Genomic DNA, 12,144 nt, shown 5'->3' on the forward strand with positions numbered 1-12,144 from the left:
CCATGGAGAATGCCAAATTCACGACTGCCTTTGCCAAGGCAATCGTCCAATCCGATCCAAGCGGGGATCAAGCCGCAATGGATGCGGCGCGCACGGCGATAACAGATTTTCTTGCCTGCATGATCGCTGGCGCCAACAACCGCACGGCGGGTGTGCTCGCGGACGTCATCGGCGCAGATTTGCCGGGAAAGGCAATCCTTGTCGGTCAGGCAAGACGAACAGATCCGCTGGTTGCGGCAGTGTTGAACGCCTATGCGGGCCATGTGCTTGATTATGACGATGTTCATGCGAGCCTGCGAGGGCACCCAACAACGGTCATTGTGCCAGCACTGCTGGCGCTTGCCGCTGAAAGGACCTTCAGTGCAGATGCTTTCATCGCGTCTTACGTTGTGGGGCTGGAAGCTATGGCGCGGCTGGGGCTTTCTGTGGGCTCCAAGCATTATGAAAACGGATTTCACGCCACCGCAACGCTTGGTCCTGTGGGTGTCGCAGCCGCGATCTGTCACCTGAGCGGCGCTTCGGTGGAAGAGACAGCCATTTCGCTTGGACTGGCCGCAACACAGGCCGCCGGGCTGCGATTGCAGTTCGGGTTTGATGCAAAGCCATATCATGCTGGCATGGCGGCGCGGTCCGGCCTGCTCGCGGCGCGATTGGCAGCGGCTGGGTTCGGTGGCGCGCCCGACTTTCTGGACAACCCGGTCAGTTTCTACGCCGCCTATGCGTTTGGCGCAGGACAGCCAGAACTGACGAGCAAAAACTGGGGCGACCCATGGCAGATCCTCTCCCCCGGCCTGACGCTCAAGGCCTATCCCTGCTGCACGGCCAGCCATCCTGTCGCGTCACTCGGCATCGAACTCCACGCTGAAGGGCTAAAAGCCGAGCAGATTGACAGGATCACCTTCACCTATCCGCCCGGTGCGGATGCGGCGTTGGTCGTGACAAAGCCTGGCAATGGCATCGAAGCACGGTTCAGCCCGGAATATGTGTTTTCCGCAGCCTTGCTCGACGGCGCTTTGCGGCTTGACCATTTCGATGAACGTCCGGTCGAGAACCGCATCATGGCGCTCGCCAGCCTTGCCAGCCGCCAACATGATGAAACGGCGCCGCGGATGACGAGTGATCCGACCACGCGTTTCGTCGTTCTGGACATTGCGCTCAAAGATGGCAGCACCATACAGCGCCGCTTCGATGGCCTGCCGGGCGTGACCGATCCAACCCAAAAATTCCAGGACGCGACAGCGGGTAACCCGGCTTTTGCAGATATTCCAGACCTTGTCCGCAGCATGAGGAGTGAGGCAGATTTTGCCCGGCTTCTTGAACTGCTCAATCAGAACTTCGTTTGACGAGAGATTTTACCATGAGTGCCAAGAGACAAATTCATCTGGGTCTTTTCCTTCAGGGTGCGGGCCACCACGTTTCCGGCTGGCGTCACCCGAAGGCGGAAGCAGGCAGCGAAAACTTCGATCTGCTGCGCCGCGTGTCGCAAATGGCCGAGCGGGCAAAGTTCGACATGGTTTTCCTGGCGGATGGCCTGACCAGCGGCGTGGACGCGCATCCCTCGACCATCGCTCGGTTCGAACCGCTGACATTGCTTGCAGCCCTTGCGCTTGTCACTGAGAAGATTGGTCTCGCTGCAACGTCCTCCACCACCTATGGCGAGCCTTACCACACGGCGCGTTCCTTCTCCTCAATCGACCATCTGAGCCATGGCCGCGCCGCCTGGAACATCGTGACGACATCCTATGCCCGCACGGCGAATAATTTCTCAAAGTCTCACCCCGAGCATGACGAACGTTACGCGGTGGCAGAAGAATTTGTCGATGTCGTCCGCGGCCTGTGGGACAGTTGGGATGATGACGCCTTTATCAAGGACAAGCAGAACGGCATCTATGCCGACCCGAACAAGGTGCACATGCTTGACCACGCGGGCAAATATTACTCCGTCAAGGGTCCACTCAACATTCCCCGTTCTCCGCAGGGCCATCCGATCCTTATCCAGGCCGGTTCATCAGGCCCCGGACAGGATCTCGCCGCCCGCACGGCTGACGTGGTGTTTACGGCACAGCAGAGCCTTGCCGAAGCGCAGGCGTTCTACAAAAGCCTGAAATCCCGCGTCGAGAAATTCGGTCGCAAGCCCGATGATGTGGCCGTCATGCCCGGCTTTTTGCCGGTCGTCGGGCGCACCTCCAAGGAAGCTGCGGAAAAACTTGCCGAGCTTGACCAGTGGACCGAGCTGAAAAGCGCGATGCCGCTTCTCGAAGAGCGCATTGGCCACAGCCTTGCCGACTACGATCCCGATGGTCCTCTGCCGGATCTGCCGATATCGGACCAGTTGCGCAGCCGGGCCGAACTCTTGACCGCTCTCGCACGCCGCGAAAGCCTGACGATCCGTCAATTGGCCCTGCGTGTGGCCGCCGGTCGCGGTCATCATATCGTTCTTGGCACGCCAGTCGAAATTGCCGACCGTATGCAGGAATGGTTTGACGGACGCGCCGCCGATGGCTTCAACGTCATGCCGCCCTTCTTCCCGGAAGGGCTTGAGGATTTCACGCAGCTGGTCGTCCCGATCCTTCAGGAAAGAGGCCTGTTCCGCACGGAATACGAGGGGTCAACTCTGCGCGATCATCTCGGTCTGGCGCGCCCGCCGCTGTGACGACGGCTGCCACCGCCAATTCAGTCGATACGGTCGCCCTTCGCGTCGAAGACATGTAGTTTTTCCGGCGGCAATCCGACAGTGATGGACTTGCCCGGCTGCAAAAGCGCCCGGTCTGACGAAAACAGCTTGAAGGGCATTCCGTGGACTGCCAGATGCAGGATGATGCCAAGGCCCGTTGGCTCGACAAGGTCAACCTTGGCCTCAATGCCTTCCGCATCAGGAGCGACGACAACGTGTTCGGGTCGAATTCCGAGCGTTATCGCCTCGCCGTCTTGCACGGCAATCCGTCGTCGAAGTGGCAACACGCTGCCATCCGGCAGCGCCATTGCGCTTTCATCCGGCCCCTGGACGCACCGGCCTGCAATGAAATTCATTCCGGGTGAACCGATAAAGCCTGCGACGAACAGATTGGCCGGACGATCATAAAGATCGAGCGGCGCGCCGATCTGCTGAACGTAGCCGTCATTCATGGCAACGATCCGGGATGCGAGCGTCATGGCTTCGATCTGGTCGTGGGTCACATAAACGGAGGTGGCGCGCAGATCGGCCTGCATGCGCTTGATTTCTGCCCGCATCTGCTCGCGAAGGCGCGCATCCAGGTTCGAGAGCGGTTCGTCGAAGAGGAATGCTTTCGGCTGGCGCACAATCGCTCGCCCCATGGCGACGCGCTGGCGCTGTCCACCTGAGAGCGCCTTTGGACGCCTCGCGAGATAGGGGTCCAGCCCAAGCTTGCTGGATGCCGAGGCAACCGCTGCCGCGATTACCTCCTTGGGGCTTTTCCGCAAACGCAGGCTGTAGCTCATATTGTCTGCCACACTCATATGCGGGTAGAGCGCATAAGACTGAAAGACCATGGCTATATCCCGGTCCTTCGGCTTGAGATCGTTGACCAGTTGTCCGTCGATAATGAGCGTACCGGAGGTGATCTCTTCAAGACCCGCGATCATGCGCAGAAGCGTGGACTTTCCGCAGCCCGATGGGCCGACGAGGACGACGAATTCGCCATCGGCAATGGAAAGATCGACACCGTGCAGGACGGGATGATCACCATAGGATTTGGCGACGCGATTAAGCTCGATGGAAGCCATGGATTATCCTTTCACCGCACCGGCCGTCAGGCCCTGCACGAGGTATCGTTGAATGAGCAGGAAGAAGAGGCATGCGGGGATCAACGCCAGCACACCTGCCGCCATCATCTGTCCAAAATCGACCGAAAACTTCGAGACGAAGGTCAGCAAACCAACCGGGAATGTGGCGCTTTCGTTTCCGGAAATCAGCATCAAGGCAAAGAGCAGCTCGCTCCACGCTGCCGTGAAGACAAAGCCGAGCGTTGCGGCAATACCGGGCAGGGTCAGCGGCAGAATGATCTGCCTGAACGCCGTGAAGCGACTGGCACCGTCGATCATCGCCGCCTCCTCGAGGTCCTTTGGAATACCGTCGAAAAACGACTGCATGAGAAAAGTCGCAAAGGGTACGTTGAACGCCGTGTAGACTATGACGAGGCCCGTCAGGCTGTTCGTCAGGCCCAAGGGCGAAAGCATCTTGAAGATGGGCGCGACCAGCATGACGAGCGGAAACATCTGCGTGACAAGCATCAACCCGATGATCCAGTATTTGCCGCGAAAGCGGAAGCGCGACAGCGCATAACCGGCCAGCGAAGACAGGATGGTCACCGCAAACGCTGTCGAGCCTGCGACGATGACGCTGTTCTTGAAGAAAGTGGGAAACGCGCTGTTCTCGATGACGTAACGATAGTGATCGAGCGTCGTATGCGACGGCCACATCCGCACGCCTTCACTGTAAAGAAGATCGTTGGGCGTAACCGACACCTTGAGGAGCCAGAAAAGCGGGAATAGCGCGAAGATAACGTAGAGAAGAAGCGCGAAGCGATGCGCGATGGTGAGAAAAATCCTACCTGTCATGGATCAATCCTTCTCGATGAGGCGCTGGCGCATGATGACGATGACCATGGAATAGGCGAGCAGAAGCACGAGCAGAGCCAGCGCGATGGCGGATGCGTAACCGAAGTCGAGCCGCTTGAAGGCTTGCGTGAAGATGTAGCTTGCAACGATCTGCGTTCGGTCGGCCGGTCCGCCATTGGTCATGACGATGATGAGGTCGGCGAAATTGGCGATCCAGACTGTGCGCAGCAAAACGGTGATCGCTATGGTCGGCGCCAGAAACGGAAGCGTGATGGATGTGAAGCGCTGAAGCGGCGTTGCGCCATCAATCGATGCGGCCTCATAGAGATCACGGGGAATTGCCTGCAAGGCGGCCAGCAACGTGATCGCAAAAAACGGAATGCCCCACCAGACATTGGCGATGATCGGACCCCACATGGCCAGATGCGGATCCGCGAGAATGTTGTTGGGCGCAGAGAGTAGCCCCAGCGACGTCATCCAATGCGGCAGCGGACCGATGACCGGATTGAACAGCCACGCCCAGTTGAGCCCGGCAAGAAAGGTCGGCACGGCCCAGGGAAGGAAGACGAGCGCCTGCACCACCCCACGGCCCGCAAAAGGCTTGTCCAGAAGCAGGGCGAGGATAAGCCCGAAGAAGAATTGGAGAAAGACCGAAGCCCCGGTCCACCAAAGCGTGTTCTTCAATGCGCGATAAAAAGCGACGTCCTGCGACAGCTCTCTGAAATGGTCTAGCCCTATAAACCCTCCGGAGAACGGGTTGAGCAATTGAACGTCGCGAAAGGCGTAAGACAAGCCCAAAACCAGCGGCACCATCATGACCGTGATGATAAGGACCAGGACGGGTGCACTGTAGAGCCACGGTTCGGCGGCTCTTGCCAGACGTTGCAATGCGGGTTTACGCGGAGCCACAGGCCCGGCGCTTTGGGTATAGGACATCAGATGCTCCCCAGCGAAAGACGGCAACGGGTGGCGCCATGCGCTGATCTCGTTTGTTTCTCAATCGAAGCGGTGATCAGGCAGCGCGTGGATCTTCACGCGCTGCCTGTCTCGATTATTTCGATTTCAGGAACTTCTGCTGAGCCTCGGTCATGTAGTCAGCCCACTGCTTGGCGAGTTCTTCCGGGGTGATGTCACCCAGAAGAGCCTCCTGCGATGACTTGATGACAAGCGAGTCCTTGAAGAACGCGAATTCTTCGAGATAGGTCGGCATGGTCGTCGGTACGGCATTCTTGTCTGCCAGTTCATCGAACCAACCCTTGAACTGCTCGCTGGCATAGAACGGATCTTTTTCTGCCGAGGTGTGAACGGGAAGCGCACCGGTTTTCTTGTTCCACTCGATGTTGCCTTCAGGCCCCTCCAGTGTTTCGATCAGCTTCCAGGACAAGTCCTTGCTCTTGGACGACGCCATCATCGACCAACCTGCAAAGCCGATTGTCGGGAACGTCTTGCCATCTGGACCCTTCGGCATCGTCATCACGCCGAAATCTTCGGCTTTCATGCGCTGCGCAATAGCAATCAGAGCATCCGGGTCCTGATCGAGGAAAGCGCATGTACCGGAATAGAACCCTGCGACGATCTCATTGAAGCCCCAGTTGACGCTGTCTTTTGGCGCATAGCCGTTCTTGTAGAGATCGACCACATAAGTGAGACCCTTCACCCAGCCGGGGCTGTCAAAGGTGGACTGTCCGTCCTTTGTGAAAAACTCGTTGGAGCCAGCCATGGACGCGCCAAACATGACCCAGCCGTTCAGCCCGCCCGGGCCGCCACGCAGGCAATATCCGTATTTTCCGGGGATGGCGGCAATCTTCTTGGAGGCATCGGCGAATTCTACGAGCGTCTTCGGCGGTTCCTTCACCCCTGCCTGCTCAAGCAGCTTCTTGTTGTAGAACATGGCACGCAGGTAAAAACCGTAGGGCAGCATATAGGCTGTGTTCTTGACGTCGCGGCCAAGCTCCAGAGTGCGTGCGCTCAGACCGGCGGTGTGTTCCCACTTTGCCAGATAGGGCTCAAGGCTTTCAAGCAAGCCATTATTGGCATAGAGCGACAGCCACGTGTCTGGCATTTCAATCACATCGGGAACGTCGCCAGCCGAAACCATGGTGGCGAACTTCTGGAATGCCTCGCTCCATGGAAGGGAGACGATCTCAACCTTTGTGCCGGGATTGGCGGATTCGAATTTGGAGACGAGGCCCTTGAGGGTCTCGGTGCGTTCAGGGCTCGTGATGACTTCCACGAGTTTCAAGGTCGTGTCCGCCAGTGCCGTTCCGGCCATCAAGACGGTAAAGAGTGTTGCTGCTACCAGTTTTTTCATTGCGTTCTCCCGTTTTTTTGTCGTCGTTCGTCAACGCGTCAGGCGGTGGCAGATGCCTCCCTGATCGCAGGTTCAAGATCGTTCCAGAGCGCTTCAGTACCCTCAAGACCGACATGCAGGCGCACGGAGCGCGGGCTGATACCGAACGTATGCGCTGAATTCGGCTGCGCCTTCTGTTCGAGTACCACTTCGCCGGGGACGATCAGGCTTTCATGTCCTCCCCAGGAAACACCAAGTTTGAAAAGTTCGAGACGATCCGCAAAGGCCCTGACATTCACGCCCTCGCGGAAGATGAATGAAAACAGGCCGGACGTTCCGTTGAGGCCAGGCGGCAGGCGGTTGACCAGACCGGGATGGCAAACGGTTTCGACGACATCGAGCGTCTGCAGACGCGAGGCGATTTCAAGCGCCGATTCCTGATGCGCTTTCATGCGGATGGGCAGGGTGCGCAATCCGCGGATCAAAAGCCAGGCATCGAACGGAGACATCTTGCCGCCCAGATACGGATAGGCCTCGGCACGGATAGTATCGATCATGGCTTTCGAGCCCGCAACGATACCGGATACCACATCGCTATGGCCGCCGAGATATTTCGAGGCGGAATGCACGACCAGATCAACGCCGAGAGACAGGGGCTTTTGAAAGATCGGGCTCGCCCAGGAGTTGTCGATCACCGAAATCGCGCCGTGACGGCGCGCAATCGCAGCCAGTGCGCCGACATCATGCGCTTCCATGACCCAACTCGTCGGGCTTTCCATGTAGAAAAGCTTCGCACCGGGCATCGCCTTTTCGACGGCGGCCTCATCACGACCGTCGACATAGGTCACGCCGATGTTCATGCGCTTCATCAAGGTGCCGAAAAGACGGAAGGCATCCGGATAGACGTGACGCACGGCAACGATACGGTCCCCAGGCGAAACAAAAGACAGAACAGTGGAGGAAATTGCCGCCATGCCGCTGGCAAACCCCAGCGCATCCTCGGCGCCTTCAAGCTTCGCCAGCATCTCCTCGAACATCCGAACCGTAGGGTTCAATCCACGCGTATAGACAGGTCGATTCCTCTCGCCGCGATAGGTGGCCACCATTTCGTCGTAGCTTGAGAAGGTGAAAAGCGAGGTCTGGACGATAGGCGGCACCACAGCCTCGAAAGCATGTGTTGCATCATGGGCAACGATGAGAGATGCGGGATCATAGAGATCATTGCCTTGGCTCATTTGGACATGTCCTTGATATCTTCCTCGACAATGGCGAGAATTTTCAGCGTTTCTTCGCGCGCTGCAACCGCATCTGCTGCGACAATCGCGTTGAAAAGCGTGCGATGGAAAGGAAAGGAGCGTGCTGCGAAGTCCGGCCTATCGAAAGGTTTCAACCAGAACCGCTCGAAGCCTTCACGCATTTGCTCCAGAAGCTGCTTAAACAGCGAATTGTGGGTGGCGTCATAAATGGAGAGGTGAAAGGCCAGATCGGCCTTGCCCGACGTGCCCTCGGCGAGATGGACACGCTCCATCTCCTCAAGCCGCAGTCGCATGGTCTCGATATCGCCGTCCGTTCTGCGACGCGCGGCAGCCATCGAGGCCTCGACCTCTATTCCGCGGCGGACCTCCAGCGTCATCAGCAAGGCGTCGCGCAGGCTTTCCGTCTCAATGGAAATCGGCATATGCACGGTGGCACTGGAAATCGGCTTGAGCAGGTAGTTGCCGCTACCCTTGCGACTATCAATGACGCCAAGCGCCTGAAATTTGCGAATGACCTCACGGATGGTGGAACGGCCAACACCCAGAGCTGTCATGAGTTCGCGCTCGGCAGGCAGGCGACTGCCAGCTTTCAGCCCTGCCCTGTTCACGAATTCGGCAAGTGCCGCCTCGACCTGGCGCACCCTGTCAACCGTTGGCAAAGGCGTCATCAGGTGATTATCTGCCGATTTGTCCATTCCAAAACCCCGACTCCACAGTCAATAATTGGTCTGACATCTTACCGATTATCAGATGTCAGAAAATTATCAAGAACATTGCTTTCATGAAACAACCGCTTTTACGTTTTCACTTCACTGAGAGCCCCTGCTGGATTTACTCAGGAGAACACGTCACAAACTCATCGTCGGCGTTGTGCGCCGCATCAATTCCGGACGATTGGACATGAATTTAGGATTTTAAGATACAGATCATCCTGAAGAGTCGGTTTATAGATGTCTGCGATGTAGGAGACATAGATATGACGGACACAACTTTACAGCTCGATGAGCCAATCGGTGATTGTGAAGCGGTAGAAGACACCGCGTGGACAGCAGCGACCTGGCTTGCCGTGCTTTCCATGGCCGCTACCAGCTTTGCTCTGGTGTCTGCCGAGTTCTTGCCAGCCGGACTTTTAACACCGATGGCGCGCGATCTGGGAATAAGTGAAGGAACTGCGGGACAGGTTGTCACGGCCACCGCTTCCGTCGGTGCCGTAACGGCTTTGTTCAGTAACGTTCTGATCGGAAAAATTAACCGAAAAACGGTGCTGGTTGCCCTTACTGCGCTCGCGGTCGGCTCCAACATCCTTGCCGCCACAGCCGGCGAATTCTGGTTGTTGCTGGTAGGCAGAGCTGGACTTGGCATTGCGCTGAGCGGTTTCTGGGCACTTTCCGTCGCCGTTGTTGCAAGGCTGGTTGGTGCCAATGCAACAGGTCGCGGCATGGCCATCGTGACCCTCGGTGTCTCGCTGGCCACCATAGCAGCACCATCCATGGGCGCGTTGATCAGCGATTGGCTGGGTTGGCGAACCGCCATGGCCATGACGGCCGGGCTTGCGGTCATTGCCATGCTGATGCAGGCGGTCAGCCTGCCCACTCTGCCTGCAAGCACAAGCAACAGCTTGGCCGACGTGTTCAAGCTGACGCGACGGAGGGGCATTCAATTGGGCATGCTTGCCATCCTGTTGCTCATGACCGGACATTTCGCTGGTTCGATCTATGTACGGCCTTTCCTGGAGCAAGTGACGCTGCTTGATACGCAATCGATAGCCCTTGCCCTGCTTGGTTTCGGCATCGCCTCCGTCCTCGGCAATGTTGCTGGCGGTAAAATGGCCGATGCGAGTGTCAGGATGGCGCTTACGGTCACCGCTGCCCTGATGGCATTCGCGGCACTCATTCTGGTGATTGGGGGCGCGTATGCAGCCATTGCATTTACGCTCGTCGCACTCTGGGGCTTCGCCTTCGGCATGGCACCGGTCGTGCTGCCGACCAATTTGTCTCGCAGCGCGCCGGACGCCTTGGAAGCAACCGGCAGCCTGATGGTGGTCTCATTTCAGGTCGCCATCAGCATCGGCGCGGTGGTAGGAGGTTATGTCGTTGACAACTATGGTGCAGCAGGCCCACTAACCCTAACGGCCATACTGGCAGCCTCAACCGTCGCTTTGGCACTCCTCCAGCCTCGCAATTGAGGGCTTGAGCAGAAGCAATCAACCCACATCAGGACGAGTGTATCTTGTCCTGATGTGCTGCACGGTTTTGGCCCGTGGAACTGGAACTAAAATGTCAGATATAGTCCGATGCAGACGCGGGCTTGTCGGCGTGGAGGTAGACTTCCTCATATTTGATCGAACACCAGAGCCGTTCGACCAACACGCGCCGTAACTCTGGCCCAACGTCTAACCAGATTCTTCATAAACACTACGGATTTTACGGGTAAATTCATCACTCTTAAATTCATTTAACGTTCTATAGCGCAGACGATGCCAGCATAACTTATGAGCATTATGGAGCCATCGGCTATGCTTGCCCTTATAGACCGTTACGTAAAAGAGGCATGCTCGACAAACCGCTTCGAGACCCGTCGCGACGTGCTTTCGTTTGCGTGGTCTATAACGCTTTGCGTGACCATCGTAGCGGATGTTCTAAATGTGTTGGCCCATTACAGCCTGGATGCGCTCGGATGGCTCCCCTATGACGTTGTTGCAGCAGCAACCGTTGGCGTCATTATCTCCACATTGGTCGCGTCAACTCTGACTTTTTCCATCGTCTATGTTGTCGGCCTCGCTATCCACCATCTCACCATCTCGAGAGCCACCTTCGAACGGTTAAGCAGAACGGACATGTTGTCCGGGCTTCTCAACCGCAGGGCTTTTCTTGAGGAGGCGACGCGCGCGCCTGAGAATTCATCACTGATTTTGTTCGATATCGATAAGTTCAAATCGATCAACGATCAATATGGCCATGACATCGGCGATCAAGCCATCATCGCTGTGGCGGCCAACCTCTCGGAAAACTTTGCGCAATGCAAAGCCGTCGCTCGAATTGGCGGAGAGGAGTTCGCGGTTTTGGTGTCGGCGATGACACCTACGGAGCGTTTCGCGCTGGCTGAGCGGTGCCGGGAGCTTGTTGCCGCCCAACCATTTATCGCAGGAGCATCGCGTTTTCGCATGACGATTTCCGGTGGCGTGGCAGATCGGGAAGACCATTCCACATTTGAAGCGCTTTATACGGCCTGCGATAAGGCGCTTTATATTGCCAAAGCATCGGGAAGAAATCGCGTCGTTCACAGCAAGGACGTTGAACTGCTGGCAAGAGCCAAAGCCGCGAAAACACGCGTTGCAGTGAGAAAAACTTAGGTTCAAAGCCGCGCATAGTCCTTTCGTTTCCTGTTCAAAATGATGATATCGTCGATATCAAAGGAACAAGGTGGACATTATGAGCACGCACTATCCTCGAATTTTTCTGGTTCGACACGGAGAGACCGAGTGGTCACTTTCGGGACGGCACACAGGGCGTAGCGACATAGCTCTGACAGAAAACGGCGAGGCTGCCGCGAGACGTCTGGAAAAACGAATACCCGCAATTGGCTTCGACGCGATATTCTCCAGTCCGTCTCAACGGGCGCGAAGAACGTGTGAGTTGGCGGGCTTTGGTCCTGAGGTCGAGATAGACGATAATCTCGCCGAATGGGACTATGGCCGCTATGAGGGGATAACCACCAAGGAAATCCAGATGCACAATCCTGGTTGGAACGTCTTCCGCGACGGGTGCCCGGATGGAGAAATGGCTTTTGATGTCGCCGCGCGTGCTGATGCCATCATTAAGAAAATCAAGGCCGTTGACGGCAACGTCCTGATCTTCTCAAGCTCCCACTTTCTACGGGTTTTGGCGGCCAGATGGCTTGGTTTTGGGGCAGAAGCAGGGTCATTTTTTGTTTTGGACACGACGAGCATCAGTGTTCTCGGCTATGAACACAATCTGGGTGAACCGGTTGTTCGAAGCTGGAACGAGACATAGTCTGGTC

At 56.9% G+C, this 12,144-nt stretch carries 11 protein-coding genes; 5 read left to right on the forward strand and 6 right to left on the reverse strand.

Going from position 1 to position 12,144, the window contains the following annotated elements:
• The first annotated feature begins 2 nt into the window (after positions 1-2).
• A complete protein-coding gene (locus ATO67_RS07665; protein WP_067646394.1) occupies positions 3-1,343 on the forward strand; it encodes an MmgE/PrpD family protein in 1,341 nt (446 codons plus the stop codon).
• 14 nt (positions 1,344-1,357) lie between these two features.
• Positions 1,358-2,653: an LLM class flavin-dependent oxidoreductase gene (locus ATO67_RS07670; RefSeq protein WP_067646397.1), complete on the forward strand. Its 1,296-nt coding sequence runs from the start codon at positions 1,358-1,360 to the stop codon at positions 2,651-2,653.
• Between the two features lie 20 nt (positions 2,654-2,673).
• Here ATO67_RS07670 and ATO67_RS07675 read toward each other — a convergent pair whose 3' ends face one another.
• The 6 genes from ATO67_RS07675 to ATO67_RS07700 all read right to left on the reverse strand — a co-directional run bounded on the left by ATO67_RS07675 (position 2,674) and on the right by ATO67_RS07700 (position 8,792).
• Positions 2,674-3,744 carry an ABC transporter ATP-binding protein gene (locus ATO67_RS07675; RefSeq protein ID WP_067646400.1) on the reverse strand — a complete coding sequence of 357 codons (1,071 nt, stop codon included), beginning with the start codon at positions 3,742-3,744 and terminating at the stop codon, positions 2,674-2,676.
• Between the two features lie 3 nt (positions 3,745-3,747).
• Positions 3,748-4,578, reverse strand: coding sequence for a carbohydrate ABC transporter permease (locus tag ATO67_RS07680; protein WP_067646403.1), 831 nt, complete (start codon positions 4,576-4,578; stop codon positions 3,748-3,750).
• A 3-nt stretch (positions 4,579-4,581) separates the two neighbouring features.
• Entirely contained in the window at positions 4,582-5,514 is a 933-nt protein-coding gene (locus ATO67_RS07685) for a carbohydrate ABC transporter permease (protein WP_065698557.1), read from the reverse strand.
• Positions 5,515-5,629: 115 nt separating this feature from the next.
• Positions 5,630-6,889, reverse strand: coding sequence for an ABC transporter substrate-binding protein (locus ATO67_RS07690; RefSeq protein WP_067646405.1), 1,260 nt, complete (start codon positions 6,887-6,889; stop codon positions 5,630-5,632).
• A gap of 38 nt (positions 6,890-6,927) precedes the next feature.
• Complete coding sequence (locus ATO67_RS07695; protein WP_067646408.1) at positions 6,928-8,103, reverse strand: PLP-dependent transferase; 1,176 nt, start codon at positions 8,101-8,103, stop codon at positions 6,928-6,930.
• Positions 8,100-8,792 (reverse strand): FadR/GntR family transcriptional regulator, encoded by a 693-nt coding sequence (locus ATO67_RS07700; RefSeq protein WP_067647273.1) that lies wholly within the window; start codon positions 8,790-8,792, stop codon positions 8,100-8,102. The genes ATO67_RS07695 and ATO67_RS07700 overlap by 4 nt, the downstream gene beginning before the upstream one ends.
• A gap of 308 nt (positions 8,793-9,100) precedes the next feature.
• Between ATO67_RS07700 and ATO67_RS07705 the strand changes: the two genes are divergently transcribed.
• The 3 genes from ATO67_RS07705 (at position 9,101) to ATO67_RS07715 (ending at position 12,137) form a co-directional block, all read left to right on the forward strand.
• Positions 9,101-10,309: an MFS transporter gene (locus ATO67_RS07705; RefSeq protein WP_067646411.1), complete on the forward strand. Its 1,209-nt coding sequence runs from the start codon at positions 9,101-9,103 to the stop codon at positions 10,307-10,309.
• Between the two features lie 330 nt (positions 10,310-10,639).
• Positions 10,640-11,476 carry a GGDEF domain-containing protein gene (locus tag ATO67_RS07710; protein ID WP_067646414.1) on the forward strand — a complete coding sequence of 279 codons (837 nt, stop codon included), beginning with the start codon at positions 10,640-10,642 and terminating at the stop codon, positions 11,474-11,476.
• A gap of 79 nt (positions 11,477-11,555) precedes the next feature.
• On the forward strand, positions 11,556-12,137 hold the full coding sequence (locus ATO67_RS07715; RefSeq protein ID WP_067646417.1) for a histidine phosphatase family protein: 582 nt from the start codon (positions 11,556-11,558) through the stop codon (positions 12,135-12,137).
• Positions 12,138-12,144 lie beyond the last annotated feature (7 nt).

The organism is Agrobacterium bohemicum (assembly GCF_001562555.1).
In the GTDB taxonomy this organism is placed as follows: domain Bacteria; phylum Pseudomonadota; class Alphaproteobacteria; order Rhizobiales; family Rhizobiaceae; genus Agrobacterium; species Agrobacterium bohemicum.

Coding starts and splice junctions, on each gene's coding strand:
- ATO67_RS07690 (WP_067646405.1), bottom strand. CDS start 6,889: ATGAAAAAACTGGTAGCAGCAACACTCTTTACCGTCTTGATGGCCGGA.
- ATO67_RS07675 (WP_067646400.1), bottom strand. CDS start 3,744: ATGGCTTCCATCGAGCTTAATCGCGTCGCCAAATCCTATGGTGATCAT.
- ATO67_RS07710 (WP_067646414.1), top strand. CDS start 10,640: ATGCTTGCCCTTATAGACCGTTACGTAAAAGAGGCATGCTCGACAAAC.
- ATO67_RS07705 (WP_067646411.1), top strand. CDS start 9,101: ATGACGGACACAACTTTACAGCTCGATGAGCCAATCGGTGATTGTGAA.
- ATO67_RS07680 (WP_067646403.1), bottom strand. CDS start 4,578: ATGACAGGTAGGATTTTTCTCACCATCGCGCATCGCTTCGCGCTTCTT.
- ATO67_RS07685 (WP_065698557.1), bottom strand. CDS start 5,514: ATGTCCTATACCCAAAGCGCCGGGCCTGTGGCTCCGCGTAAACCCGCA.
- ATO67_RS07715 (WP_067646417.1), top strand. CDS start 11,556: ATGAGCACGCACTATCCTCGAATTTTTCTGGTTCGACACGGAGAGACC.
- ATO67_RS07670 (WP_067646397.1), top strand. CDS start 1,358: ATGAGTGCCAAGAGACAAATTCATCTGGGTCTTTTCCTTCAGGGTGCG.
- ATO67_RS07665 (WP_067646394.1), top strand. CDS start 3: ATGGAGAATGCCAAATTCACGACTGCCTTTGCCAAGGCAATCGTCCAA.
- ATO67_RS07695 (WP_067646408.1), bottom strand. CDS start 8,103: ATGAGCCAAGGCAATGATCTCTATGATCCCGCATCTCTCATCGTTGCC.
- ATO67_RS07700 (WP_067647273.1), bottom strand. CDS start 8,792: ATGACGCCTTTGCCAACGGTTGACAGGGTGCGCCAGGTCGAGGCGGCA.